A 25,195-nucleotide genomic window follows, 5' to 3' on the forward strand; every position below is an offset into this window, starting at 1 on the left:
GCGAGGCGCTCCGCGGGTTGGGCGGTTTGGAACAGTGCCGGTCCGTTGTGGCTGGTCGCGCAGTTCCCCGCGCCCCTAAAAACAGGGGTGTTGGACCTGCCCGTCTCTCGGAGAGTGCCTCGGAGTTCCGTGTGCGTGGTCCCGTCATCTGACGGCGGGGCCTACCGGCCGGGCGGCCCCTACCCGCACTGGGGGTCGCCCGGCGCTCGTGTCTCAATCCCTCTTCACGAGAGGACCCCCTCCGTGCGAAGAACTCGAATTCTCACCGCCGTACTGGCCCTCGCCGCAGGCTTGTTGGTGGGCAGTCCGTCCGCCCTTGCCGCGAACGTGGACGCGCCGAATGTGGCGGTCGCGGCTGACACGTACACATGGCACAACGCCCGGATCGACGGTGGGGGTTTCGTGCCTGGCATCGTCTTCAACCGGAGCGAGAAGAATCTCGCCTACGCCCGTACCGACATTGGCGGGGCCTATCGATGGCAGGAGGCTACGAAGACCTGGACGCCGTTGCTCGACTCGGTCGGGTGGGACGCGTGGGGGCATACCGGGGTGGTGAGTCTCGCTTCCGACTCAGTCAATCCGGACAAGGTGTACGCGGCTGTCGGTACGTATACGAACAGTTGGGATCCTACGAACGGGGCCGTGCTCAGGTCGGCGGATCGGGGTGGGAGTTGGGAGAAGGCCGATCTGCCGTTCAAGCTCGGTGGGAACATGCCGGGGCGCGGTATGGGTGAGCGGTTGGCCGTCGATCCCCACAAGGACAGCGTGCTGTATCTGGGGGCGCCGAGCGGTAAGGGGTTGTGGCGGTCCACCGACTCCGGGGTCACCTGGTCGCAGGTGGCGAACTTCCCCAACGTCGGGAACTACGTGCAGGATCCGACCGACACGAGCGGCTACGCCAGCGACAACCAGGGCATCGTGTGGGTCACCTTCGACGAGTCGACGGGTACGGCCGGCAGCGCGACCAGGACGATCTATGTCGGGGTCGCCGACCAGGCCAACGCCGTGTACCGGTCGACGGACGCGGGGGCGACCTGGAGCCGGGTGAGCGGGCAGCCCACCGGGTATCTGGCGCACAAGGGTGTACTGGATGCGGTCAACGGTTATCTGTACATCGCATACAGCGACAAGGGTGGGCCGTACGACGGCGGCAAGGGGCAGGTGTGGCGGTATGCGACCGCTACCGGTACCTGGACCAACATCAGCCCGGTCGCGGACGCCGACACCTACTACGGGTTCAGCGGACTGACCGTGGACCGGCAGCATCCCGGGACCGTGATGGCGACGGCGTACAGCTCCTGGTGGCCGGACACGCAGATCTTCCGGTCCACGGACAGCGGCGGCACCTGGACGAAGGCGTGGGACTACACGTCGTATCCCAACCGTGCGAACCGCTACACCATGGACGTGTCGTCCTCGCCGTGGCTGACCTTCGGCGCGAATCCCTCGCCGCCCGAACAGGCCCCGAAACTCGGGTGGATGACCGAGTCGCTGGAGATCGACCCGTTCGACTCGAACCGGATGATGTACGGGACGGGGGCGACGCTCTACGGCACGGAGAACCTGACGAACTGGGACAGCGGCGGCCAGTTCACCGTGAAGCCGATGGTGCAGGGGCTGGAGGAGACGGCCGTGAACGACCTCGCCGCTCCCCCGTCCGGCGGGGCCCAACTCCTCAGCGCGCTGGGCGACATCGGCGGGTTCCGGCACACGGATCCGGCCAAGGTCCCCTCGATGATGTTCACTTCGCCTTCCTTCACGACGACCACGAGTCTCGACTTCGCCGAGGCCAACCCCAACACCGTTGTACGCGTGGGCAATGTGGACTCGGGAGCGCACATCGCGTTCTCGACGGACAACGGCGCCAACTGGTTCGCGGGGACCGATCCTTCGGGTGTCAGCGGGGGCGGGACCGTCGCCGCAGCGGCCGACGGGAGTCGGTTCGTGTGGAGTCCGGCGGGTGCGGGGGTGCAGTACGCGACGGGCTTCGGCTCGTCCTGGGCCGCGGCCGGCGGTATCCCGGCGGGTGCGATCGTGGAGTCGGACCGGGTGGATGCGAAGACCTTCTACGGCTTCAAGTCCGGGCATTTCTACGTCAGTTCGGACGGCGGGGCGACCTTCACCGCGTCGGCGGCGACCGGTCTGCCCGGCGGTGACAGCGTGCGCTTCAAGGCGCTGCCCGGCACGAAGGGGGACGTCTGGCTGGCGGGCGGGGCGAGCGACGGGGCGTACGGGCTGTGGCACTCCACGGACGGCGGCGCCACCTTCGCCAAGCTCGCGAACGTCGACCAGGCCGACACCATCGGCTTCGGCAAGGCGGCGACCGGTGCCTCGTACCAGACGCTCTATGCGAGCGCGAAGATCGGCGGCGTACGCGGCATCTTCCGCTCGACCGACAAGGGAGTGACCTGGACGCGGATCAACGACGATGCGCATCAATGGGGTTGGACGGGTGCGGCGATCACCGGTGATCCGCGGGTGTACGGCCGCGTGTATGTGTCGACGAACGGCCGCGGGGTCGTCTACGGCGACTCGTCCGACGCCGGCGACGGAGGCAGCGGGGGTGGCGGCGGTACCGATCCGACGCCCACGGGTGCCTGCACGGTGACGTACACGATCACGAACCAGTGGACAGGTGGCTTCCAGGCCGACGTACAGCTGACGAACACCGGCTCAACCGCCTGGAGCGGTTGGGCACTTGGCTGGTCCTTCGCGGACGGGCAGCAGATCGGCCAGTTGTGGAACGCCGACTACAGCCAGTCGGGCGCGGCGGTGACGGCGAAGAACGTGAGCTGGAACGGGACGGTGGCCGCGGGGTCGTCGGTGGGGTTCGGGTTCACGGGGAGTTGGTCGGGGGTGAACACGAAACCGAGCGCGTTCAAGGTGGGCGATCAGAGCTGCACGGTGGCCTGACCAGGAGGGTGCGCGCCTCAGGGGTGCGCACCCTCCACTCCGACGTCACAAATTGGTCACCTCTTCTTCACGCTTCTCACGCCACCCTTATATCGGGCGTTAAGTTCAACCCCCAACTAATCGCCAGGGGGACCCCATGTCGTACCAGCCGCCACCACCCATGCCACCCCCGTACGTCCCCGCCCCGCCACCGTCAGGTCCCAAATGGGCCCGCAAGCATGTGGCCATCCCCGGTGCGATCGCCCTCTTCACGCTGGGCGCGCTGATCGGGGTCGCGGGCAACGGTGGTGGTGGCAGCGAGAAGACGAGTGCCGAGCCCGCCGCGACCAGAACGGTCACCGCCACCAGGACAGTCACCGCCGCGCCCAAGGCGGCCAAGGTCGAGAAGGCCGAGCCCGGACCCACGGTCACCGTCACCAAGACCGTGAAGGCCAAGGCGACGAAGGCCGCGACGACCAGTGACGACGCGCCGTCCGGCAAGGCCCTCATCAAGGTGTGGGGCAGCGCGCCCTCCGGCGTCGACATCACCTACGGCAGCGACGGCACCAACCTCCAGGGCAAGGGCCTGCCCCTGTCGAAGACCATCACCGTGAACAGTGACGCCCTGTACTACCAGGTCACCGCACAGCTCCAGGGCGGCGGCAACATCCACTGCTCCATCACCATCGACGGCAGGACCAAGTCCGGTCAGGCGCAAGGCGGTTACAACATCTGCTCGGCCCAGCTGAACTCCGACTTCAGCGGCGGGTTCAGCTGAGCCGAGCGATTCCGATCGGGTTCTACGGCGGGTGTATTCGGCTTCTACGGCGTGTACACCGTCGGCCGGGGCGCCGTCGTCATCCCGTCGCCGATGTAGAAGCTCGGGTGGGGCGGTTGGTTGTATGCAGTATTTTGCCAGGCCAGGGCCGTGCGGTACTGGGTGTCGTGGAGCAGGGTCGTGATCCTGGTGCTCGTCTCGTACGGGGTCGCGTAGATCCGTAGCGCCGTGTTGTCCGTGGTGGGCCAGACAACCTCCTCGCGCCAGTCGCCGAGGAGGTCACCGGACAGCGACGGGGTCGCCTTGGTGGTGTTGTTGGAGTGGACGCCGGAGGCGGTCAACAGGCGGGTGTCGGCGGTCGTGCCGTACTTGTCGATGTGGGTGGCGTCGAGGAGTTCGCGCACCGGGTCGCCGTCCCACCAGGACAGGAAGTTGGTGCTGGAGGGCTTGCGGCTCGACACCACCGTGCCCTTGGGGTCGCGGACGCCGCTCTCCGACGCCGACCAGGACTCGGCGCCCGCGCTGCCCGCCCAGATGTCCCCGGAGACACCCCGGCCGTTGTCGCCGTTGGCCGGCGTGGACCAGATGATCGCGCCGGTCTTCGCGTCCGCCATCCACGAGGACGGTTTCGAGGAGTCCTCGTCGACCTTGAACTCCTCCAGGCCCGGGCGGGAGGGGTCCAAGTCGCCTACGTGCAGGGCGTCTCCGTGGCCGTTCTTCGTGGTCCACAGGCCGGAGCCGTTGTCGTCGACGGCCATCGAGCCGTAGACGATCTCGTCCTTGCCGTCCCCGTCGACGTCCGCGACCGCCAACTGGTGGTTGCCCTGGGCGTCGTAGCCCTTGCCGGTGTTGGTCGAGGAGTTGGTGTCGAACGTCCAGCGGCGGGTGAAAGCTCCGTTCCGCCAGTCCCAGGCGGCGATCACCGTGCGCGTGTAGTAACCGCGCGCCATGATCAGGGAGGGACGGCTGCCGTCCAAGTAGGCGGTACCGGCGAGGAATCGGTCGACCCGGTTGCCGTACGAGTCGCCCCAGGAGGAGACCGTGCCGCGGGCCGGGACGTAGTCGACGGTGCTCATCGCCTTGCCGGTCTGGCCGTTGAACATGGTCAGGTACTCGGGTCCGGACAGCACATAGCCGCTCGAATTGCGGTAGTCCGCCGCCGAGTTGCCGATGACCGTGCCCGCTCCGTCCACCGTGGCGTCGGCCGTCTTCGTGGCGATCTCGGCCTTGCCGTCGCCGTCGTAGTCGTACACCTGGAACTGTGTGTAGTGCGCGCCGGAGCGGATGTTGCGGCCCAGGTCGATGCGCCACAGGCGGGTGCCGTCGAGGGTAATCCCGTCGAGGATCGTGTTCCCGGTGTAGCCGGACTGGGAGTTGTCCTTGGCGTTCGTGGGCTGCCACTTGAGGACGAAGTCGAGTCGGCCGTCGCCGTCGAGATCGCCGACGGAGGCGTCGTTGGCCTCGTAGGTGTACGCGACTCCGTCGGGGGTCGTGCCGCCGGCGGGCGGGGTGATCGGGACGTCCTTGTAGCCGGTGCGGAACTGGATCGCGTGGACCGAGTCGGCCTGTTCCACACCGCCGACGATCGCACGGACCGTGTAGTCGGCCTGGGCGGGCGCACCGGCGTGGAAATAGTTCGTGGAGCCGCTGATCGGGGCGGAGTTGACCTTCGTACCGGCGCGGTAGACGTTGAAGGAGACGTCGTCGGGGTCGGTGCCGAGCCAGCGCCAGCTGACCAGGTTGCCGGTGTCCGTGTGGACGCTGACGACGCCCCGGTCGAGGGCCTCGACCTGGCGGGCGGTGGCGGCCTGGGCGGTCCCGCCGGTGGTGAGTCCGGCGAGGACCAGGGCAGCCGCTGCGGTCAGGGCGGAGAGTACGGCCCTTCGTCTGCGGGGGTGGTGGGGTGGGTGGACATGTGGGTGCACGTGCGGGTGCGGGTGGCTCACGTGGCGTACCTCCTGGGAGGACGGACGGGTTGCGTACCCTCAGTTGCCGCTGCCCGTGAGCAAGTTGCCGTATCTCTTGGCCAGTTCGGCCACCGTGTGAGCGATGCGGTCACGCAGTTCGGGCGGCGAGAGGACCTCGATGTTCGTGCCCAGCCGCAGGAATTCGCCGTGCGCGAGCTCGACGGACTCGATCGGGACCGCCATCAGGGTCCAACCGTCCCGCTCCGTCTGCCCGTTCACCGGAACCGCACGGGCGAGTGTCACCCCCGGCGCCAGCCGGACCACCGCCTCGCTGCGGTACAGGCGGTCGTGGAAGTCCTGTTGGTGGGCCGTCCAGTAGGCGGCCAGGTCGAAGCCCTCCGGGCGGGTGAACTCTTCGCCGGAGGCGGAGGGGGTGAGTTCGAGGATCTGGTCGACACGGAAGGTACGCGGTCCGGGGCCGGCGACGACGTACCAGCGGCCCGCCTTCAGCACGAGGCCGTACGGCTCCAGGCGGCGCTCCACGTCGGTGGGCTCGCGCCAGCGGCGGTACATGGCATACAGCACACGGTTGTGCCATACGGCGTCGGCGACTGTATGCAGGAACGGTGTCTCGTCGGCCTCCGCATACCAGCCCGGCGCGTCCAGGTGGAACCGGCCGCTGATCCGGTCGGCGTGCTCGCGCAGTTCGGCCGGCAGGGCCGCGCGTACCTTCAGCTGGGCGGCGGCCAGGACCGGGCCGAGGCCCAGTTCGGCGGCCGGTCCCGGCGCTCCGGCGAGGAACAGGGCTTCGGCCTCGTCCGTGGTGAGGCCGGTCAGGCGGGTGCGGTAGCCGTCGAGGAGGCGGTAGCCGCCGGCGTGGCCCGCGTCGCCGTACAGCGGGACGCCCGCCGCGCTCAGTGCCTCGACGTCCCGGTAGACCGTGCGGACCGAGACCTCCAGGGCCTCGGCGAGCTGAGCGGCGGTCATCCGGCCCCGGGTCTGGAGCAGCAGGAGGATCGAGACAAGTCGGCTGGACTTCACTGACACAGGATGTCAGTGAAGTCGTCCTAGCGTCCTGTCATGCCCTTCACGGAGAAACTGCTGACCGTGCCACCGCCGATCGAGGTGGCCGGGCGGCACATCAAGCGCTACCACGTCACCGCCGACCCCGCGGGGATCGCACCCGAGGTGGAGAAGGCGGCGTACGCGATCCTGCCGGAGCTGCTGCCCGAGCCGGACGGCACTCCCCCGGCGACGTTCGTCGTGCTGCATCGAGGCGGTGACGACGGCGCCTATCTGAACGCGTACAGCTGGGTGTGGGACAACGTCCTGCACTTCCGAGGCGCGTCGGCGGGGCAGCCGGTGCTGGGTTGCCCCGACCTCGACCCGGCCCACTTCGTCACTCCCGACCTGCCGTGGATCGGCTGCGTCTGGGAGCTGCCGCCGATCCTGCACGAACGGGACGCCTGGGTACGGCACTTGCTCATGCCCGAAGTCCCGGACCTCGACGCCTACTTGGCCGACGCCCTGCCCGCCGGAACCACTGGAGACCGCACATGAGCAGCCCGCACGACTTCGACTTCTTCCACGGCGAGTGGGAGGTCGCGAACCGTCGACTCACCGATTTCCTCCAACCCGCCAGCGGCTGGGAGGAGTTCGCGGGCGCGAGCCGCTGTCTGCCGTTCTTCGACGGGGCCGCCAACGTCGACGAGATCGACATGCCGTACCTGGGATCGAAGGGGCTGACCCTGCGGCTCTTCGACCGGGAGGCCGAACAGTGGTCCCTGAACTGGTCGTCGAGCGGTACCGGGAAGCTGTTCCCGCCGGTGACCGGGCGGTTCGAGGACGGCCGGGGCGAGTTCTACGGCGACGACACGCACGACGGGAAGGAGGTGCGGGTGCGGTTCGTGTGGTCGGGGGTCTCCGCGAGCGGCGCGCGCTGGGAGCAGGCGTTCTCGGTGGACGACGGGGCGAGCTGGGTGACCAACTGGACGATGGACTTCACCCGGCCGAAGGCTTCCTGAAGGCCAGGATCGTGAACTCGGGGTCCGCGCGCGGCCGTTCCTGGTCCGGGAGCGACTCGAGCTCGGCGACGAACCCCTCGGTCAGCGGTTCGCCGGGCGGCAGCTGGGTGAACCAGCCACGTCGCAGGTCCGCGGCCGTACTGCGGGGGCTACGGCCCTGACCGTGGCCCAGGAAGCGGGCCGCACCGGCCGGGTGGAGGCCGAACTCGGCGGCGTACGCCCGGACTTGGTCGGCGTCGTCCTGGGCGGGGCGGCGTGGGCGGGGTGCGAGGACGGTGTCGATGTCGCTGCCGACGTCGTGGGCGAGGGCCTTGTCCACCGTGGTGATGTACACGCCGCCCGGGCGTAGGACCCGCGCGCACTCCGCGATGATCGCCCTGGCGTCCTGTGGGCCGTCCACCAGATGCAGCAGCCATACGGTGGTCACGGCATCGAACACCCCATCGGGGAAAGGGAGTTGACGGCTGTCCGCGAGGAGTACGGAGCCCGGTACCCTCGCCGCCGCTCTGCGGATCATGGCCGGTGCGGCGTCGAGGCCCGTCACCCGGAGGCCGGGGCGGGCCGCGGCCAGGCGGCGGGTGACGATGCCGGTGCCGCAGGCCACGTCCAGGAGGCTTGGGGCGTTCCGCGGGACGAAGCCCAGTACCGCCTCGGCGGCCGCTGCGGCGCGGGGCTCACCGCCACGCGTCGCGTCGTACGCGTCGGCTTCCTTGTCGTAGTCGAGCACGCGCTTCTGCCCTGCCTCTCCCCGTCGCTGCCCGCCGCTCCCCGTCTCTCCTCTTTCGGCTCCGGTCAGCCCGCGCCGTGGCCCGGGACCAAGTCCTCGACCCTGCGGGCCAGTTGGAAGTCCAGCTCGGTGATCGCGCCGCCCACGCTGTGGGTGTTCACGGTGAGGGTGACGGTGTTGTAGCCGAGGGTCAGGTCGGAGTGGTGGTCGAGTTCCTCCTGGACCTGGGCGATGTGGACGACCATCGCGGTGGCCGCGAAGTGGGAGGCGAGGCGATAGACGCGGGTGAGCCGGTCGGCGTCGACGGACCAGCCCGGCAGTTCCGCGAGGCGGTCCTCGATCTCTTTTTGCGACAGCGGTGCGACGGGCATGGCCGCGCTCCTTCCTCGGGGTCGGGTTCCTCTTCAGCGTGCCACAGGAGGGTGGCTGCGCACCTGGTCAGAAGGGTGCCCGGCGGTCAGCCCTGTACGCACTCGGCCGCGAGATCGTCGGCGAGGGCGGCGATCGCGGCACGGCCCTCGACCTGCTGGACCCAGCTGTGCGGCAGGCCGTGGTCGCCGTAGCGGGCGCCCAGGAGGTTGCCGCAGATGGAGCCGGTGGAGTCGCTGTCGCCGGAGTGGTTCACGGCCAGCAGCAGCGCGGCTTTCACGTCCCTCGCCGCGAGCGCGCTGTAGACGCCGATCGCGAGGGCCTCCTCCGCGACCCAGCCCGCGCCGAGCGACTCGACCTTCTCCGCGGTGGGCGAGCCCTCGGCGGCCAGGTCGAGGGCTGCGCGGAGGGCGGCCGAGGTCTCCTCGTGAGCGGGGTGGCGCTCCAGGAGTCGTAGCGCGCGCAGGACCGAACCCTCCAGGGAGTCCCCGGCGACCAGGTGCGCGACGATCGCGGCGAGGGCGCCCGCCGCGTAGTAGCCGGTGGGGTGGCCGTGGGTGATCTGGGCGCCGCGGGCGGCCATCTCGAAGGCACCGTCGGCCGTGTTGACCAGGCCGAAGGGGGCCGAGCGCATCACCGTGCCGCAGCCCTTGGAGTCGGGGTTGACGCGGCCGGGCTTGCCGTCGAGAGGGAGCCACGGGTCGGGCGCGTAGCTCTGGGCGACCCCGGACAGGCAGGCGTTGCCCGGGGCGCGGCGGGAGTACAGCCAGGGCTCGGCGACCAGGCCGGACGTGGCGCTGTCGCCCGGTGCGGACTTGGACTGGGTCTCCAGCCAGCGCTCGTACGCCTCGCGCAGCAGGACGGACCAGGCGCCGCCGATGCCCTTCTCCCGTTCCCGCGCGTGGGCCGTGATGAGCGCCTCGACGGTGAACAGGGTCATCTGGGTGTCGTCGCTGATCAGGCCCAGGGTGCCGTGGGCGCCGGGCACGTATCCCGTCACCCCGTGCCGTCCGTGGGTCGCGCGGATGCGGTCGAGGGAGGTGAACTCGATCGCGTACCCGAGGGCGTCGCCGACCGCGCCGCCGAGGAGGCAGCCGCGGACTCTGGCCCGGTACATCGCCGTGGCCCCCATGGAGTTCCCGGCGGCCTGCCCAGACGGGCTCCTCGACTCGTTCACGTGCGCTCTCCTTCGACTACGGTCGTGCGTATGACCATTGTCCCCACCGGCACTGACATCGCTGCCGCCGCCCCGGCAGGCAAGGGCGTCGGCCCCTTGTTGCGGGCCTGGCGGGAGCGGCGGCGGGTCAGTCAGCTGGAGCTGGCGTTGCGGGCCGACTCCTCGGCGCGGCACATCAGCTTCGTCGAGACGGGACGGTCCCGGCCGAGCGAGGAGATGGTCCTACGGCTCGCCGAGCACCTGGATGTTCCGGTACGCGAGCGCAACTCCCTTCTCCTGGCGGCCGGTTACGCCCCGCACTATCCGGAAACCCCGCTGGACGACCCGGCGTTGGACGCGTTGCGCGAGGGTCTGGAGCGGCTGATCCAGGGCTACGAGCCGTATCCGGCGCTGGTGGTCGACGCCGGCTACGACGTGGTCGCGGCGAACCGGGGCATCACCATGCTCCTGGACGGCGTGCCGGAGTCCCTCCTCCAACCCCCGCTCAACGCCATGCGGTTGACGCTCCACCCGCAGGGGATGGCACCGCGCATCCGCAATCTGGGTGAGTGGCGCGGACACCTCCTCGCGCAGATGGAACGGCAGATCGCCCTGCACCGCTCCGAGCCGCTGCGGGCGCTGTACGAGGAGGTTGCCGCGTATCCGGCGCCCGAGACGGCCGACGGCGGAGACGACGGAGACTCCCTAGACGAACCCTCCCCGGCCGTCCCGTACTTCGCGCTCCCGATGCGGATCGAGCACGACGGCCGGGTGCTGTCCTTCGTCTCCTCGATCTCCACGTTCAACACCCCGATGTACGTGACGGTCTCGGAGCTGGCGATCGAGACGTTCCTCCCGGCCGACCCGGCGACCGCCAAGTACCTGCACGCGCTGGGAGACTGACGAATGATCACCTCCGAACCGCTGAGACGGTGGCCGGAACATGGCACACTGCCCCCAGACTTCGGCGCGTGGGGAGGCGTGGCGTGAGTGAACGACGGCCCGCGCCCACAGTGGGCCAAGTGGTGCTGGGCAGAAGGCTGCAGGAGTTGCGTGAGGCGGCCGGCATCAAGCGCGAGGAGGCCGCGCAGGTCCTGCGGGTGGCCCCGGCGACCGTACGGCGGATGGAGATGGCCGAGGTCGCGCTGAAAGTGCCGTACGTCCAGGTGCTGTTGACGACGTACGGGGTGCCGGAGGAGGAGACGGCCGCGTTCGTCGCGCTCACCGAGGAGGCGAACCAGCCGGGTTGGTGGCAGCGGTTCCACGATGTGCTGCCGGAGTGGTTCAGCCTGTACGTGAGCCTGGAGGGTGCCGCCGGGCTGATCCGCTCCTACGAACCGCACTTCGTGCCGGGCCTGTTGCAGACCGAGGCCTACGCGCGTGCCGTGATGGACGCCGGGACGATCGGGCAGACCGGTCCGGAGACCATCGAGCGGCATGTGTCGCTGCGGATGGCGCGGCAGGGGCTGTTGGAACGGGACAATCCGCCGCACCTGTGGGTGATCATGGACGAGACCGTGCTGCGGCGTCCGGTGAGCATCCACGGCGAGGTGATGCGCGAACAGCTGGACAAACTCCTGGAGTTCGGCGAGCGCGACCGGGTCACGCTCCAGGTCGCCGAGTTCGAGAACGGCCCGCACCCGGGGACGTACGCGCCCTTCTCGCTGTTCCGTTTCACCGAGCCGGAGCTGCCCGACATGGTGTTCACCGAGTATCTGACCGGCGCCCTGTATCTGGACTCCCGTACGGAGGTCTCCGCGCATCTGGAGGTCCTCGACCACATGACGGCGCACGCCGCGTCCGCACAGCGCACCAAGAAGATCCTGCGGGACTACCGCGAGACCTTCTGAGCACGGTCCCGGCACCAAGAAGACCTGGACTCCCGTAGTTCGGAACTCCCGAGGAGACGACACCGCATGACCGGATCCGAAGCCGCGTCCACCCGTATCGACACCAGCCGGCCGCACCCGGCGCGGGTGTACGACTGGTGGCTCGGCGGCAAGGACAACTACCCGGTGGACGAGGAACTGGCCCGCCGGATCCTCGCCGTCGACGCCACCGCGCTGCGCGGCGCGCGGGCCAACCGCCGGTTCATGCACCGGGCGACACGGACCACCGCCGAGGCCGGGATACGCCAGTTCCTGGACATCGGCACCGGCATCCCCACCGAGCCGAACCTGCACCAGGTGGCGCAGGGTGTCGCCCCGGACGCCAAGGTCGTGTACGCGGACAACGACCCGATCGTGCTGCGGCACGCGGAGGCACTGCTGCACGGCTCGGCCGAGGGCAGCACCGAGTACGTCCACGCCGACGTCCGCGACCCGGACACGATCCTGCGGCTGGCCGGCGAGACCCTGGACTTCACCCAGCCGGTCGCGCTGTCACTGGTCGCGCTCACCCACTACCTGGGCGACGCCACCGACGGCGACGACGTGTACGGCCTGATCAAGCGGTACGTCGATGTGCTCGCCCCGGGCAGCTACCTGGTGATGTCGCAGGTCACCCCCGACCTCAACCCGGAGGCCATCGCGAAGGCGGCCGAGCACTTCCGCCGCAGCGGCACCCCGTTCTATCCGCGCTCCCTGGCCGAGTTCTCCCGGTTCTTCGACGGTCTGGAGCTGCTCGGCCCGGGCGTCATCTCGGTCTACGGCTGGCGGCCCGACCCGGTGGACGTGGCGGCCCAGGCGGAGGGCATCGTGCCCCTGTACGGCGGGGTCGCCCGCAAGGCCTGATACCTACGCGGCGCCGCCCTTCGTGTCGCGTTCGTCGTCGACGATCTCCGCGTCGACGACACCTTCCTCCTCCTCGTGCTGCCGCGCGGCGTCAGGCTCCTCGGTGTGCTCCGCCTGTTCCGTGGGTGACTGCTGGGCCGCCTGCGCGTACATCGCCTGGCCCATCCGCTGGCTGACGGTGGCGAGTTTCTCCACGCCGGTGCGCAACTCGGCGGTGTCGGCGTTGTGTTCCAGGAGGGACTTCAGTTCCGTGGCCGCCGTTTCGACCTCGGTCCTGATGTCGGCCGGGACGCGCTCCTCGTTCTCGTGGATGAACTTCTCGGTCTGGTAGACGAGTTGCTCTGCCTGGTTGCGGGTCTCGGCGGCCTCGCGGCGCTTGCGGTCCTCGTCCGCGTACTGCTCGGCCTCCCGCATCATCCGGTCGATGTCGTCCTTGGCCAGGGCCGAGCCGCCGGTGACGGTCATCTTCTGCTCGCGGCCGGTCGCCAGGTCCTTCGCCGAGACATGCATGATCCCGTTCGCGTCGATGTCGAAGGCGACCTCGATCTGCGGGACCCCGCGCGGCGCGGGCGGCAGGCCTGTGAGGTCGAAGACGCCCAACTTCTTGTTGTACGCGGCGATTTCACGCTCGCCCTGGTAGACCTGGATGCCGACCGAGGGCTGGTTGTCGGTGGCGGTGGTGAAGATCTCCGAACGCCGGGTCGGGATGGTCGTGTTGCGTTCGATGAGCTTCGTCATGATGCCGCCCTTGGTCTCGATGCCCAGGGACAGCGGGGTGACGTCGAGGAGCAGGACGTCCTTCACGTCGCCGCGGATGACCCCGGCCTGGAGGGCGGCGCCGAGGGCCACGACCTCGTCGGGGTTGACGCCCTTGTGCGGGTCCTTGCCGGTGAGTTCCTTGACGAGGTCGGTGACGGCGGGCATCCGGGTCGAGCCGCCGACGAGGATGACGTGGTCGACCGCGGAGAGCTTGATGCCCGCGTCCTTGACCGCCTGGTGGAAGGGGTTCTTGCAGCGGTCGAGGAGGTCGGCGGTGAGTTCCTGGAACCCGGCGCGGGTCAGCTTCTCGTCGAGGTGCAGCGGGCCGTCGGCGGAGGCCGTGATGTAGGGCAGGTTGATCGTCGTCTCGGAGGACGAGGACAGCTCGATCTTCGCCTTCTCGGCGCCCTCGCGCAGGCGTTGGAGCGCCATCTTGTCCTTGCCGAGGTCGATGCCGTACTGCCCCTGGAACTTCTTGACCAGGAAGTCGACGACCCGTTGGTCCCAGTCGTCGCCGCCGAGATGGGTGTCGCCGTTGGTCGCCTTCACCTCGATGACGCCGTCGCCGATCTCCAACAACGACACGTCGAAGGTGCCGCCGCCGAGGTCGAAGACCAGCACGGTCTGCTCCTCGCCCCGGTCCAGGCCGTAGGCGAGCGCGGCGGCGGTCGGTTCGTTGATGATCCGCAGCACCTTGAGGCCCGCGATCTCGCCGGCCTCCTTGGTGGCCTGGCGCTGGGAGTCGTCGAAGTAGGCGGGGACGGTGATCACGGCGTCGGTGACATCCTCGCCGAGATAGGCCTCCGCGTCCCGCTTCAGTTTCTGCAGCACGCGCGCGGACAACTCCTGGGCGCGGTACCGCGTTCCGTCGATGGCGCCCGTGTCCGGGAAGCGCCAACTCGTGTCGCCCATATGCCGTTTCACCGAGCGCGCGGTGCGCTCGATGTTCGTCACGGCCTGCCGTTTGGCGACCTCGCCGACGAGCACCTCGCCGTTCTTGGCGAAGGCCACGACCGAGGGTGTGGTCCTCGCCCCCTCGGCGTTGGCCACCACCGTGGCCTCGCCGCCCTCCAGCACCGCGACCACCGAGTTCGTGGTCCCCAGATCGATCCCGACCGCACGTCCCATCGCCGTCCCCTTCCGCCAGGCGCTGCCCGATCTCCAGCTGAGAACTTGAGTGCGGGAATGTCAATGCCGCACCCGTTTTTCCGGGCGCGGCATCGAGACGGGAGGGGAAGCGGGGGTCAGGCGGATTCCACCGTCAGCGTGATCGTCGTACCCGCGAGGGCCTGACTGACCGGGCAGTTCTTCTTGGCGTCCTCGGCGGCGGCGGCGAAACCGGCCGCGTCCAGGCCGGGGACCTCGCCGCGGACGGTGAGGTGGATCCCGGTGATGCCCTCGCCGGGCTGGAAGGTGACGTCGGCCTTGGTCTCCAGGCGGGTGGGCGGGGTGCCCGCGCCGGTCAGGCCGTGGGAGAGCGCCATGGAGAAGCAGCTGGAGTGGGCGGCGGCGATCAGTTCCTCGGGGCTGGTCTTGCCGTTGGCGTCCTCGGCGCGCGAGGCCCACGTCACCGGCTGCACACCGATGCCTGACGAGTCGAAGGTGACCTCGCCGCTGCCCTTGATGAGTTCGCCTTCCCAGACGGTGTGTGCGGTGCGCGTGGTTGCCACGATGTTTCCTTTCGACGCGGATGTCGTTCGAACCCATCCGATCACATTCCGCTTCAGCGCACCCGGAAGACCGGCCCACGGGCGGTGAACGGCAGGCGAGCATTCTGCGGTATCAGATAGGCGTGTTCGCGCCGTACCCGCAGGACGTCGCACCAGCCGTCCGTGATGATCAGGATCGGCGCGCCCCGCGGGAAGTCGTCCGCGCGGTGCAGCAGGTCGATCCCGGGCTGCAGGACCGTACCGCCGCGCCCGTGCACCCGGACCCGGCCCGCGATGTCGGTGACCGACACATAGCCCGCGTCGTGCGGGGCCGCGTCGCAGAACACGACCCGGGCGGCCGGTACGTCACGGGCCTCGGCGTACGACGCGATCGCGCCCAGCGCCTTGCCGAGGAGGCCCCGGTCCATGGAGCCGGAGGTGTCGAGGACGACGCCGAAGGTGCAGCGGGCGATCTCCTCGGGCGGGAAATAGTGGCCCGCGCGCGGGATGTCGGGCGTGGAGGACTGGCGGCGCGAGGGGCGGGCGTACGACCGGACGGGCTCGGGGCGTGGTACGAACTCGTCGAACCAGCGGGCGAGTTGGGCGTCCCACGGCAGCGGCGGGTGGCTGAGCGCGCGGATCTCCTCGACCAACCCGCCGGGCAGGAAGCCGCGTTCGTACTGCTGGTGCAGGTCGAGGCCGTGGGCGAGGCCGCGCCGGTAGAACTCGTCGAGGTCGACGTAGTCGCGCGGGCTGCCGAGCGGGCCGCCGAGGATGTCGCCGACGCCCTTGCCGCGCAGGGTGGCCAGGCGGCGCATCCGGCGCAGGTCGCCGGCGATCCGGTCGTAGACCTCCTCGGCGGAGAGGTCCTTCAACTCCGGGTCGTACAGCAGGCCTTCGGGCATCCGGCCGACGTCCATCTCGCACAGCCAGCCGTTGATGACGTAGTCGGCGGCGATGTTGAAGAGGAACGGGTCGCGGACCCCGCAGCGGTCGCTGTGGCGCAGGGCGGCGTGCAGCATCTCGTGGGCGAGGGCGAACCGCCATTCCTCGTCGTCGAGTTGGCGCAGCGGGTTGACGTAGATCTCGGCCGCCTCGGTGTCGACGGCGGCGACGGAGATGCCGTGCGCGCGGGCGAGTTCGGCGTCGGCGACGAGGGTGATGCCGGCCGCGATGCCGCCGAGGAGCGGGTAGGAGGAGACGAACCAGCTCAACGCCCGTTCCCAGGGCTGGAGTCGGGTGGGTCCACCGCGCATCGAGGCACGCCGACCGCCCGCCACGTCCATCGCCATGGCCACCGTGCGAGTGAGGGCGTTGGCGAAGTTCAGCTGCCAGTCGGGGGCCTTGCCGCCCTGCCAGGTGTCCCACGGCACGAGCAGCTGGTCCGGTTCGCCGCCCGCCGTACCGCAGCGGTCGTAGAGGGGCGGGACGCCGTCGCGGCGCCAGCGGGCGGCGAGTTGGTCCTCGTCGCCGCCGGGATAGGAGGCGGGCAGGTCCTCGGGGGTGACGCCGATGGGGAAGCCGAGCAGGAAGCGGTTGACGACGGCGCAATTCGCCGCGAGCGCGGGCCCGTCGGGCTGGTCGCGGAGCTTCGACGCGGCCGGGACATGGCCGAAGCCCAGGTGGATGATGCAGTGCGCGATGGCCCAGGCCCACTCGGCGGGTTCGGCGCGGCGGGTGGGGTGGACGTGCAGCACACCGTTGGAATCGACGCGTACCAGACCGGAGTTGGGCGTGTGGTGGCAGTCGTCCCGGCGGCAGGTGCTGAAGCCGATGGCGGCGAGCGCGCGGTTGGCCCGCACGAGGCGCAGCCCCTCCTCGAAGGCCTCGGCTGCGAGGTCCTTCTTCTTCGGCTTCCCCTTGCTCCCTTTGCTCCCTTGCGTGCGGCTCACTGGCGGGCCTCGACCAGCCGGGGCATGTCCCGGGCCGCCTCGACCAGGAACCAGGCGGGCAGCAGCGGATTGCCGTCGGTGTCCGGGGCGATGACGCTCTGCGCGACCTCCACGGAGATCTCGGCGAGCTGCACGAGCAGCGACTTGGCGCGGTACGCGGTCTGCAGCCCGTTCGCCGACAAGTGCTCCTTGCTGACCGGGAGTTCCTTGACCAGCCGACCCCGGAAGGACTCGGCGAGGTAGTACAGCAGGTCGCGGTCCTCGGGGCGGTGCGGCCAGCGGGCGTCGCCCTTGATGATCGCCTCGATGCCGAACCGGCTGCGCACGATCTTGACGTAACCGCAGAACGCGACCGCGTGCGCGGGCGTCAGCGTGCCGTGCGCGATCACCTTCAGGGTGTCCTCGTCGAGGTCGGGCCCGAAGGAGCCCAGCGCGTCGGAGAGCATGTGCCAGGAACGGGGCGTGGAGAAGGCCTCCTCGGTCTTCGGCGGCTTGGACCACAGGTGGTCGGGCCGGTCGGTGAGGTGGTCCAGGATCCACGGGTGAATCCCGTTGGCGGCGGCCCAGTTGAGCCAGTCCTTCGGCGACGCCTCCAGGTGGACATGGGTGAGCCGGTTGATCAGCGCGGACGCGATCGGCCGGGCCAGCGCGTTGTCGGTCGCCCGGTTCCCGGCGCCGATCACGATGGAACCCTTGGGCAGTTCGTAATTCCCGATACGGCGGTCCAGGATCAGCGAGTAGAACGCCTTCTGCACATCCGGTGTGGCCGCGTTGAGTTCGTCGAGGAACAGGCAGTACGGCTCGTCCCGCGCGATCGCCTCCGGCGGACAGAACACCGACCGCCCGTCGCGGATCTGCGGCACCCCGATCAGGTCCTCGGGCGCGAGCTGCGTACCGAGCAGACTCACGCACTCCAGACCCAACGACTCCGCGAACTCCCTTACCAGGGACGACTTTCCGATGCCGGGCGCACCCCAGATGAACACGGGCCGGACGGTCGCGAGGCCGAGCAGCAGTTCGGGGATACGGGCGGGCGTAACAGTGACGGCAGCCTGCAAAGCAGCAGCTCCTGAAGGAGGTTCGAGGTGGGGAGACTCCACCAGTGTGTGCTTACGGCCGACCCGGCGCAGCCGATTTTCAGGCGGCCCGCTCCGACTGCTCGTCCGTCAGCGGCACTTGGGGTCCGTTGCACTCGCGCAGCCAGCGGCGCAGAACCTGGTGGACGTGCTCGGCGCCGACGAGGTCCTCACCGTCGTCGACCGGTGCGGAGAAGGCGTGCGGCGACAGCAGGAACGGCTTGCCCTGGGCACCGCCGAGGCCGCCGTGCGAGCCGATCTGCTCCTCGAACGCGAGGACTTCGCCCTCGGCCGGGTCGTACCAGGAGTTGACCATGATGTCGGCGGTGTGCGGGAAGGAGTGGGTGCGCCGGACGGCGTCCGCGACACCGGGGCCGAAGTCCGCCAACGGGCCCTGTTTGTCGTCGAGTTCGGCCACCGGGAGTTCCGCACCGTGCGCCCCCAGCACGACCCCTCCGTGCTCCTCGCTGCGGACGAGGACGAAGCCGACGCCGGGGTGGTTGGCGAGGGTCGTCAGCAGCGCCGGATGCCGGGCGTCGATCTCCTCCTTGGTCATGCGGTGCGGCACGTCCGGGAAGGAGACCAGGCCGAGGTTGCCGGAGGCCAGCACCACCGGCTCCGAGTGGCGGCCGGGGTGGCGGTGCTGCCCGTCCTTCTCCTCGACCGGCCGGCGCAGCGCGGCGCGGACGGCGGCGCGGGCCTCGGCACCGCTGTGGGTGCGCCGGGCCCGGCGCGGCACAGGCAGCCCGCAGCCCGCGCGCACCAGGTCGCCGAGGGTGAGGCCGTAGCGGCCCTGGAAGGTCTCGCCGGGGCTCTGGCCGTGGTCGGAGAGGACGACGATGCGGTACGGGCGCGGGGCGTGCTCGGCGACGTTCTCGATCAGCGCGATGGAACGGTCCAAGCGTTGGAGCACCTTGGCGGCGTCGCGGCTGCGCGGGCCGGAGTGGTGGGCGACCTCGTCGTAGGCCACGAGGTCGGCGTAGACGGCGGTGCGGCCCGCGAGCATGTCGCCCATGACGGCGGCGACGACGACATCCCTCTCCACGACGGTCGCGAAGGCGCGGACGAGGGGGTAGAGGCCGCCGCGTTTGATCCGGGGGCGCTGCTTGGTGAGGCGGGAGCGGGTCGACTGACCGATCTCGCGGCCGACCTCGGCGACGAAGGACATCGCGGTGCGGACGGCGTTGGCCGGGTCGGAGAAATAGGCGAAGTAGCCCGCGCGGGAACGGTTCTCGCGGCCCCGGCGGCGAATGGCGATGGACAGGACCAGGGCCTGTTCGTCGGCGCCGCCACTGAACAGGTTGCCGCGGCTGGCGCCGTCGAGCGTGAGGAGACCGCCGTCGCCGGTGAACTCGACGGCGCGGCGCTGGAGTTCGGCGGCGCTGGTCGGACGGTTGCAGACCATCACCTCGCCGGTGTCCTTCTCGTACCAGCGGAACGCGGGAATGTCGTGGTTGGAGCCGTGCAGGATGCCGAGCTGGCTGGCGCCGGTCTGGCTGGACCAGTCGGTGCGCCAGGGGGTGAGGCGGTGGGTGGGGCGATCGCCGCCGAGGAGCTTCGCGACGGTCGGCATCAGCCCCTTGGCCACGGCTGCGAGCAGCACGTCGTGGCCGACGCCGTCCAGCTGGAGGAAGACGGTGCCGGGGCTGGACGGGCCCGGCGGCATGGCTCTGCGGCGACGGTCGGCGAGGCGGTAGAGGCGACGGCGGTAGGCGTCGTCGTCGCGCACGGCGAGGGCACCGCCGGTGGCGGAGGCGACGGCGGACATCACGGCGGCCACGACGACGGCGGTCTCGGGGGCGACCTGGCCGCGCAACCCGCCGTCGGGATTGATCCGCAGGGCGATCAGCAGCAGCGACCCGTTGAGCACGAACACGAGAAGGCCGAGGACGAGCGCGGGCACCAGCAGCAACAGCCGTACCAGCAACGGCCAGACGAGGGCCGACAGCAGACCGAAGGCGCCGGCGCCGAACGCGGCCGTGACACCGATCCGGGTCGCGCTGTCGCCGTCCGCCGACTGGAGCTTGAAGTCCGGCAGGATCCCGGCGAGCACCAGCATGGTGACCGTGGAGATCGCCCACACCGCGACACTGCGCCCGACCTGACTGGCGAGCCGCCGCCAACGCGCTCCACCCACGCCCCGTACACCTCACGTCCCTGGCCCGACGACCTGGCAGGCCTGTCCCCAGCCTGTCATACGGGACGCGGGGACCCTGGAGCGATGAGCGGGTCCCTGGAACCAAGCGAGAAGCGGGGCCCCGGAACTAGCGGCCGTCGTAGCCGGCCGTCGGCATGGACAGCCGTCGGTGCACGCTGGCCTTCATCTGGGCGTCGTAGCAGGGTTCCGCGCGGCCGACCGTCTCGATCCGCACCCCGCGTCGCGCGCACTCGTCGGTGAACTCGTCGACGGACGACAGCGCGCTCTCCAGGACCCGGCGACTGGGGGCGACGAACAGGTCGAGGCCGGGGCGGACGCCGTCCCACAGGGCGCTGTGGTCGGGGCGCAGCCCGCGCACCAGAAGCTCGCGGGCGATCACATAGCCGTGGTCGGTGGCCCAGCGGGCGCACATCGCGTGCTGGCTGCGGGAGTCGACCAGGAAGGGGTCGTCGTCCAGCTCCTCCAGCGGCGTCAGGCTGGCGATCGCCGTGACCCGCAGCCGCGAGCGCATACCCGAGGCACCGCGTACCTGTCCCATGGCGTCCCCCTCACCTCCGGGTTTCGCCGCCGACCCTACTCCTGCCCGTAGGCTTCGGGGGAGTCGCGCGAAGGAGGCAAAGAAGGTGCCGGTGGAGATCACCTGGTGGGGTCACGCCACCTGCACGATCGAGGACTCGGACACGCGCGTCCTCACCGACCCCCTGTTCGCGCGCCGCCTCGCACATCTACGACGCCGTCGGGGCGCGGTGCCGCCGCCCGAGGCCCATCGCGCGGACCTGGCGCTCGTCTCCCACCTCCACGCCGACCACCTGCACCTGCCCTCGCTCGGCGCCCTGGCCCCGGGCACGCGCCTGCTCGTGCCCCGGGGCGCACTCCGCGCGGTGCCCGGACTGCGCCGGCTCCGGCAGCTACGGATCGACGAGGTGTCCCCCGGCGACCAGACGATGGTCGGTGACCTGGTCGTACGGGCCGTCCCCGCACGGCACGACGGACGCCGACTGCCGGTCGGACCGCACCGCTCCCCCGCGCTGGGCTACGTCGTCGAGGGCGAGGCGCGCACCTACTTCGCCGGGGACACCGGGCTCTTCGACGACATGGCCAAGGAGGTCGGGCCGGTCGACGTGGCGCTGCTGCCGGTGGGCGGCTGGGGGCCGTATCTCGGCGAGGGGCATCTGGACGCGGGCCGCGCGGCCCAGGCCCTCGCGCGACTCTCGCCGCGCAGTGCGGTGCCGGTGCACTACGGCACGTACTGGCCGATCGGGATGGACGCGGTGCGCCCGCACGAATTCCACACGCCGGGCGACGAGTTCGTGCGGATCGCCGCCCAACTCGCGCCCTCCGTCGCGGTGCACCGGCTCGGGCACGGGGAGAGCGTGCGGCCGGAGGTCGCCCGGTGAGCTGGATCGCGGCCGCTACGGCCACGACGTCGCCCGAATCCGCTCAACAGGCCATCGGTTACCCGACGTTGTTCCTGCTGGTGCTGTTCGGGGCGCTGGTGCCGGTGATTCCGACGGGGGCGCTGGTCAGTTCGGCGGCCGTGGTCGCCTTTCATCAGACGGCGCCGTTCGCGATGGCGCTGGTGTTCGTGACCGCTTCGCTGGCCGCGTTTCTCGGGGACGTCGCGTTGTACTGGCTGGGGCGGCGGGGGATGGGGTCGAAGAACGGGTCGCGGTGGTTGGAGGCGATTCGGGCGCGGGCGCCGGAGGAGCGGCTTGCGCAGGCGCAGGCGAAGTTGGCCGACCATGGGGTCGCCGTGTTGGTGCTGTCCCGGTTGGTGCCGGCGGGTCGGATCCCGGTGATGTTGGCCTGCCTGATGGCCGAGTGGCCGATCCGCCGGTTTGCCCGGGGTAATGCGCCTGCTTGTCTGGCGTGGGCGGTGACGTACCAGCTGATCGGCATTCTCGGTGGGTCGCTGTTTCCCGAGCCTTGGGAGGGCGTGGTGGCGGCAGTTGTGTTGACCGTGGTGATCAGTGTGGCGCCGACTGTTTGGAAGCGGGTTCGGGCTGCCCGTTGATGTTTCGTTGCGGGGTGCGGGTCCGTTGTGGCTGGGCGCGCCCCGCGGCGGAGCCGCAAATCGACACAGCCCCGCGCCTCTCTTAGGGCATCTAGTCCAGCACTCTTGAAGCTCCCACCGGTAGATCCCACAGGTTCTCGCGCGCCAGCTCGGCCTTCTCCCAAGCCGCCCTGACCCGCGTCAAGGGTTCCAGGACCGGTTCCGCCGACAGGACGAACGTGCCCCAGTGCATGGGGGCCATCCGTCTCGCGCCCAGGTCCTGTACGGCCTGGACCGCCTCCTCCGGGTCGCAGTGGACGTCGCTGAGCCACCAACGCGGGTCGTACGCGCCGATGGGCAGGAGCGCCAGGTCGATTCCCGGGTAGCGGTGGCCGATTCGGGAGAACCAGTGGCCGTAGCCCGTGTCGCCTGCGAAGTAGACGCGTTGGCCGTCCGGTGCTGTCATCACCCAGCCGCCCCACAGGGAGTGGCAGGTGTCGGTGAGGCTGCGCTTGGACCAGTGGTGGGCCGGTACGAAGTCGAGGCGGACGCCGTCCAGTTGGGCCGCTTCCCACCAGTCCAGCTCGGTGACGTGGGTGAATCTGCGGCGTCTGAACCAGGTGCCGAGGCCTGCCGGTGCGAACACCGGGGTGTGGCGCGGGAGTCGGCGCAGGGTGGGGGCGTCGAGGTGGTCGTAGTGGTTGTGGCTGATGACTACGGCGTCGATGGGTGGGAGTGCTTCCCAGGCGACGCCTACGGGGGTGATCCGGGCCGGGGTGCCGAGGATGCGGCGGGACCAGACCGGGTCGGTGAGGATGGTCAGGCCGCCGATCCGCACCACCCAACTGGCGTGGCCCGCCCAGGTGACGGCGACGGTCAGGGCGTCCACCTGGGGCAACGGCTCGGGCGCGAACGGGAGTTGGGGGATGTCGGCGAGGCCCTCGGGCCGGGGTCGCACGGAACCCTCGCGGGCGAAGCGGGCGTAGGCGTTGAGGCCGGGGAGCGGGGCGGTGAGCCGGTCGTGGAAGGCGCGGGGCCACACGCGTCGCTCGCCGAGGGGGCGGGGTTCGGCGAGCGGCGGGGACGAGGGGGTGAACGGGGACGTCAGGACGGCCGCTTCCCGCATGGCCGTACTGGTGTCGGTGGTCGACTCGGACTGCTGCGTCATCGAGGAGGCTCCCATCGCTGAGCGTCGTCGCGGAGATCGTCGAAGATCGACCTCAAGGACATCAACGCGCGTTGCACGTGTGGCAGTTCCAACGGCAAGGGTGACGTGAGACATTCCGCGCGTTCCGCATCGGTTCGGCCCAGCAGCGCCCCGGTGGACAGCCGGACCCGCAGCGCGCCCAGGTCGTCGCCGAACCGGTGGCCGCCCGGCGCGGGCATGCCGAGCCGGGCGGTGAGGAACTCCTCCAGGTCCTGCGCGTCGCCCACTCCCTGCGGTGTGAGCGCGTGGCGCAACGGCCCGAGATCGACGTACAGATGACGTCCCGCCTGCGGCGGCCGGGAGAAGGCGCCCGCCCCGGTGACGGCGGCGTGCGCGGCGGCGGCCACGCGCGCGTGGAGGCGTACGGCGGTGTCGCGGCGGGCGAGGACGGGCGGGGGTTCGCCGAGGGCGTGGCCGGCCGCGGCGGCGACCGGTGCGGCGACGCGGGCGCCGAGTGCGGTGAGAACGTCGAGCACGCGCGCGCGTAGGGCCTGTCCGGCACGACCTTCGGGGAAGCGGGCGACGGCGGCCGGCCAGCCGGACGGGAGGAGCGCGCCGGCCAGGTCGGTGACGACAGTGACCTTGTCGGGCAGCATCTCGGCGGGGCTGAGCAGCATGGTGCCCCGGGGTGTGTGCAGGGTGTCGCGCCAGGTCTCGTCGCTGACCAGGTGCAGCCCCTCGCCCGCGGCGGCCTCGACGGTCTCGTGCATGACCTCGGGCGGCGCCACGGTCGCGGTCGGGTCGTCGGCCACCGAAAGGACGAGCAGCCGCGGGTCACCGCCCTCGTCCCGGACCCGGCGCACGGTCTCCAGCAGGGCGTACGGATCGGGCACCCCACCGCACTCGGCCGGGGTGCCCACATGGAACACGGATCGGCCCAACAGGCGCGCGTACGGCGCCCACCAGGCGGCGCAGGGTCTGGGGACGAGTACGTCACCGCCGAGCGCGGCGGTCAGCGCGACCAGCAGCGCGGGGGCACCCGGGGCGGCGGCCACGCGGGCGGGGTCGGCGGGCAGCCCCCGGCGGTCGAAGTAACCGCTCGCGGCGTCGAGGAGTACGGGGGCGCCGCCGACGGGCTGTTCCTCGGTCCGGGACGCGGCGGCGGCTAGGACGGCGGCCAGTTCCGGCAGTACGGGCAGTCCGTCGTCGGGAAACACCGGCCCGTACCGCACAGGCCCCTGCCCTACCGCGTCCGCCTGCCGCATGGTGCCTCCGCGCAGTCCCTCGTGCAGTGCCGTGCCGTGTCCCGCTCGCCCGCTCAGTGTCCCGGCGTCCGCCTGCGCAGCCGGTACACGGCACCGCCGAGGGCACCCGCGATCAGTACACCACCGGCGACCAGAGCCGGAACGGAGTCGGTGAAGGTACCGCCCTCCCCCGCCTGCACCCCCCGCTGAATCGCGGCAGGCACACCACCACAGGCATCCCCCCGGGGCTCCTGACACGGAGGCTGCCCGCCGCCCCCGCGCTCGATGCTGAAGGTCGCGCTCCAGGGCCTGCCCTGTCCGCCGGGCGGCGCGGGACAGGTCCCGTCGACGGTCCACGCGGAGTCCCGCCCGCCCCCTTCGCCGTCGGAGATCCGCGCGGTCCCCCGATAGGCGGCCCCGGCAGCCCGGTCGTCGTTGCCGGGCACGCGTTGCAGCTGAACGGTCCCGTCGTCGAACCCCTGGGACGTGGCGTCGATGGTCTCGGCCACGGTCCCCCCGATCGCCCCGCAGGTGACGGAAACGGTGACGTTCCCACCCGCCCGCACGGTGCTCGGACTGACCTCGGCACCCGGATCAGCGGCCACAGCGGGCCCGGCGACGCCGACAAGGGCGACGACGGACAGAGCAAGGGCGGTGCGACGCATGAGCGGGTCTCCTTAGACCGAGGACGA

Annotated in this window: 23 protein-coding genes; 9 read left to right on the top strand and 14 right to left on the bottom strand. The window is 70.6% G+C overall.

Annotation, left to right across the window (positions count from 1 at the left end):
• The first annotated feature begins 243 nt into the window (after positions 1 to 243).
• Positions 244 to 2,913, top strand: coding sequence for a cellulose binding domain-containing protein (locus SPR02S_RS41140; RefSeq protein WP_026151326.1), 2,670 nt, complete (start codon positions 244 to 246; stop codon positions 2,911 to 2,913).
• 220 nt (positions 2,914 to 3,133) lie between these two features.
• Positions 3,134 to 3,670 (top strand): MmpS family transport accessory protein, encoded by a 537-nt coding sequence (locus SPR02S_RS65265; RefSeq protein WP_019062870.1) that lies wholly within the window; start codon positions 3,134 to 3,136, stop codon positions 3,668 to 3,670.
• 44 nt (positions 3,671 to 3,714) lie between these two features.
• Here SPR02S_RS65265 and SPR02S_RS41150 read toward each other — a convergent pair whose 3' ends face one another.
• Entirely contained in the window at positions 3,715 to 5,616 is a 1,902-nt protein-coding gene (locus tag SPR02S_RS41150) for a rhamnogalacturonan lyase (protein WP_019062871.1), read from the bottom strand.
• Positions 5,617 to 5,655: 39 nt separating this feature from the next.
• Positions 5,656 to 6,618 (bottom strand): helix-turn-helix transcriptional regulator, encoded by a 963-nt coding sequence (locus tag SPR02S_RS41155; protein ID WP_019062872.1) that lies wholly within the window; start codon positions 6,616 to 6,618, stop codon positions 5,656 to 5,658.
• Between the two features lie 39 nt (positions 6,619 to 6,657).
• On the opposite strand from SPR02S_RS41155, the gene SPR02S_RS41160 reads away from it, so the two are divergent.
• Together SPR02S_RS41160 and SPR02S_RS41165 are read left to right on the top strand one after the other, a co-directional pair.
• The gene (locus SPR02S_RS41160) at positions 6,658 to 7,137 is read left to right on the top strand and encodes a hypothetical protein (protein ID WP_019062873.1); all 480 of its coding nucleotides are present in this window, start codon (positions 6,658 to 6,660) and stop codon (positions 7,135 to 7,137) included.
• Positions 7,134 to 7,601 carry a hypothetical protein gene (locus SPR02S_RS41165; RefSeq protein WP_019062874.1) on the top strand — a complete coding sequence of 156 codons (468 nt, stop codon included), beginning with the start codon at positions 7,134 to 7,136 and terminating at the stop codon, positions 7,599 to 7,601. Before SPR02S_RS41160 ends, SPR02S_RS41165 begins: the two co-directional genes overlap by 4 nt.
• On the opposite strand, the gene SPR02S_RS41170 is transcribed toward SPR02S_RS41165, so the two are convergent.
• The 3 genes from SPR02S_RS41170 to SPR02S_RS41180 form a co-directional block, all read right to left on the bottom strand.
• Positions 7,579 to 8,328: a class I SAM-dependent methyltransferase gene (locus tag SPR02S_RS41170; RefSeq protein WP_019062875.1), complete on the bottom strand. Its 750-nt coding sequence runs from the start codon at positions 8,326 to 8,328 to the stop codon at positions 7,579 to 7,581. The two genes, SPR02S_RS41165 and SPR02S_RS41170, sit on opposite strands and share 23 nt — an antisense overlap.
• A gap of 65 nt (positions 8,329 to 8,393) precedes the next feature.
• Positions 8,394 to 8,699: a 4a-hydroxytetrahydrobiopterin dehydratase gene (locus tag SPR02S_RS41175; protein WP_019062876.1), complete on the bottom strand. Its 306-nt coding sequence runs from the start codon at positions 8,697 to 8,699 to the stop codon at positions 8,394 to 8,396.
• 86 nt (positions 8,700 to 8,785) lie between these two features.
• Complete coding sequence (locus SPR02S_RS41180) at positions 8,786 to 9,829, bottom strand: ADP-ribosylglycohydrolase family protein (RefSeq protein ID WP_019062877.1); 1,044 nt, start codon at positions 9,827 to 9,829, stop codon at positions 8,786 to 8,788.
• A 75-nt stretch (positions 9,830 to 9,904) separates the two neighbouring features.
• Here SPR02S_RS41180 and SPR02S_RS41185 point away from each other — a divergent pair, with 75 nt between their 5' ends.
• The 3 genes from SPR02S_RS41185 to SPR02S_RS41195 all read left to right on the top strand — a co-directional run bounded on the left by SPR02S_RS41185 (position 9,905) and on the right by SPR02S_RS41195 (position 12,585).
• Positions 9,905 to 10,756: a helix-turn-helix domain-containing protein gene (locus tag SPR02S_RS41185; RefSeq protein ID WP_019062878.1), complete on the top strand. Its 852-nt coding sequence runs from the start codon at positions 9,905 to 9,907 to the stop codon at positions 10,754 to 10,756.
• An 83-nt stretch (positions 10,757 to 10,839) separates the two neighbouring features.
• On the top strand, positions 10,840 to 11,703 hold the full coding sequence (locus SPR02S_RS41190; protein ID WP_026151329.1) for a Sco1979 family transcriptional regulator: 864 nt from the start codon (positions 10,840 to 10,842) through the stop codon (positions 11,701 to 11,703).
• A 66-nt stretch (positions 11,704 to 11,769) separates the two neighbouring features.
• Positions 11,770 to 12,585, top strand: a complete 816-nt coding sequence (locus tag SPR02S_RS41195) for an SAM-dependent methyltransferase (RefSeq protein WP_019062880.1) — start codon at positions 11,770 to 11,772, stop codon at positions 12,583 to 12,585.
• A 3-nt stretch (positions 12,586 to 12,588) separates the two neighbouring features.
• Here the strand turns inward: SPR02S_RS41195 and dnaK are convergent, their stop codons facing one another.
• From dnaK to SPR02S_RS41225, 6 genes are all read right to left on the bottom strand, one after another.
• A complete protein-coding gene (gene dnaK / locus SPR02S_RS41200) occupies positions 12,589 to 14,472 on the bottom strand; it encodes a molecular chaperone DnaK (protein ID WP_019062881.1) in 1,884 nt (627 codons plus the stop codon).
• A gap of 116 nt (positions 14,473 to 14,588) precedes the next feature.
• Positions 14,589 to 15,014, bottom strand: coding sequence for an OsmC family peroxiredoxin (locus SPR02S_RS41205; RefSeq protein ID WP_019062882.1), 426 nt, complete (start codon positions 15,012 to 15,014; stop codon positions 14,589 to 14,591).
• A 53-nt stretch (positions 15,015 to 15,067) separates the two neighbouring features.
• Entirely contained in the window at positions 15,068 to 16,885 is a 1,818-nt protein-coding gene (locus tag SPR02S_RS41210) for a vWA domain-containing protein (RefSeq protein WP_019062883.1), read from the bottom strand.
• A complete protein-coding gene (locus SPR02S_RS41215; RefSeq protein WP_019062884.1) occupies positions 16,882 to 17,943 on the bottom strand; it encodes an ATP-binding protein in 1,062 nt (353 codons plus the stop codon). The genes SPR02S_RS41210 and SPR02S_RS41215 overlap by 4 nt, the downstream gene beginning before the upstream one ends.
• Before the next feature lie 79 nt (positions 17,944 to 18,022).
• A complete protein-coding gene (locus SPR02S_RS41220) occupies positions 18,023 to 20,098 on the bottom strand; it encodes a phage holin family protein (RefSeq protein WP_019062885.1) in 2,076 nt (691 codons plus the stop codon).
• A 127-nt stretch (positions 20,099 to 20,225) separates the two neighbouring features.
• Positions 20,226 to 20,657, bottom strand: a complete 432-nt coding sequence (locus tag SPR02S_RS41225) for a hypothetical protein (RefSeq protein ID WP_019062886.1) — start codon at positions 20,655 to 20,657, stop codon at positions 20,226 to 20,228.
• Positions 20,658 to 20,742: 85 nt separating this feature from the next.
• Between SPR02S_RS41225 and SPR02S_RS41230 the strand changes: the two genes are divergently transcribed.
• Positions 20,743 to 21,516: an MBL fold metallo-hydrolase gene (locus tag SPR02S_RS41230; protein ID WP_019062887.1), complete on the top strand. Its 774-nt coding sequence runs from the start codon at positions 20,743 to 20,745 to the stop codon at positions 21,514 to 21,516.
• Positions 21,513 to 22,133: a DedA family protein gene (locus tag SPR02S_RS41235; RefSeq protein ID WP_019062888.1), complete on the top strand. Its 621-nt coding sequence runs from the start codon at positions 21,513 to 21,515 to the stop codon at positions 22,131 to 22,133. Before SPR02S_RS41230 ends, SPR02S_RS41235 begins: the two co-directional genes overlap by 4 nt.
• A gap of 91 nt (positions 22,134 to 22,224) precedes the next feature.
• On the opposite strand, the gene SPR02S_RS41240 is transcribed toward SPR02S_RS41235, so the two are convergent.
• From SPR02S_RS41240 to SPR02S_RS41250, 3 genes are read right to left on the bottom strand one after another with little or no spacing between them, the layout of a single operon-like run.
• Positions 22,225 to 23,280, bottom strand: coding sequence for an MBL fold metallo-hydrolase (locus tag SPR02S_RS41240; RefSeq protein WP_019062889.1), 1,056 nt, complete (start codon positions 23,278 to 23,280; stop codon positions 22,225 to 22,227).
• The gene (locus SPR02S_RS41245; protein ID WP_019062890.1) at positions 23,277 to 24,524 is read right to left on the bottom strand and encodes an aminotransferase class I/II-fold pyridoxal phosphate-dependent enzyme; all 1,248 of its coding nucleotides are present in this window, start codon (positions 24,522 to 24,524) and stop codon (positions 23,277 to 23,279) included. Before SPR02S_RS41245 ends, SPR02S_RS41240 begins: the two co-directional genes overlap by 4 nt.
• 53 nt (positions 24,525 to 24,577) lie before the next feature.
• Complete coding sequence (locus SPR02S_RS41250; RefSeq protein WP_019062891.1) at positions 24,578 to 25,168, bottom strand: hypothetical protein; 591 nt, start codon at positions 25,166 to 25,168, stop codon at positions 24,578 to 24,580.
• Positions 25,169 to 25,195 lie beyond the last annotated feature (27 nt).

The sequence above is a fragment of the Streptomyces prunicolor NBRC 13075 genome, assembly GCF_000367365.1.
In the GTDB taxonomy this organism is placed as follows: Bacteria; Actinomycetota; Actinomycetes; order Streptomycetales; family Streptomycetaceae; genus Streptomyces; species Streptomyces prunicolor.

Bases quoted from the DNA above. Each gene is read 5' to 3' on its own strand.
- SPR02S_RS41175 (WP_019062876.1), bottom strand. From the start codon at position 8,699: ATGCCCGTCGCACCGCTGTCGCAAAAAGAGATCGAGGACCGCCTCGCG.
- SPR02S_RS41180 (WP_019062877.1), bottom strand. From the start codon at position 9,829: ATGGGGGCCACGGCGATGTACCGGGCCAGAGTCCGCGGCTGCCTCCTC.
- SPR02S_RS41245 (WP_019062890.1), bottom strand. From the start codon at position 24,524: ATGCGGCAGGCGGACGCGGTAGGGCAGGGGCCTGTGCGGTACGGGCCG.
- SPR02S_RS41195 (WP_019062880.1), top strand. From the start codon at position 11,770: ATGACCGGATCCGAAGCCGCGTCCACCCGTATCGACACCAGCCGGCCG.
- SPR02S_RS41165 (WP_019062874.1), top strand. From the start codon at position 7,134: ATGAGCAGCCCGCACGACTTCGACTTCTTCCACGGCGAGTGGGAGGTC.
- SPR02S_RS41250 (WP_019062891.1), bottom strand. From the start codon at position 25,168: ATGCGTCGCACCGCCCTTGCTCTGTCCGTCGTCGCCCTTGTCGGCGTC.
- dnaK (WP_019062881.1), bottom strand. From the start codon at position 14,472: ATGGGACGTGCGGTCGGGATCGATCTGGGGACCACGAACTCGGTGGTC.
- SPR02S_RS41185 (WP_019062878.1), top strand. From the start codon at position 9,905: ATGACCATTGTCCCCACCGGCACTGACATCGCTGCCGCCGCCCCGGCA.
- SPR02S_RS41225 (WP_019062886.1), bottom strand. From the start codon at position 20,657: ATGGGACAGGTACGCGGTGCCTCGGGTATGCGCTCGCGGCTGCGGGTC.
- SPR02S_RS41240 (WP_019062889.1), bottom strand. From the start codon at position 23,280: ATGACGCAGCAGTCCGAGTCGACCACCGACACCAGTACGGCCATGCGG.
- SPR02S_RS41160 (WP_019062873.1), top strand. From the start codon at position 6,658: ATGCCCTTCACGGAGAAACTGCTGACCGTGCCACCGCCGATCGAGGTG.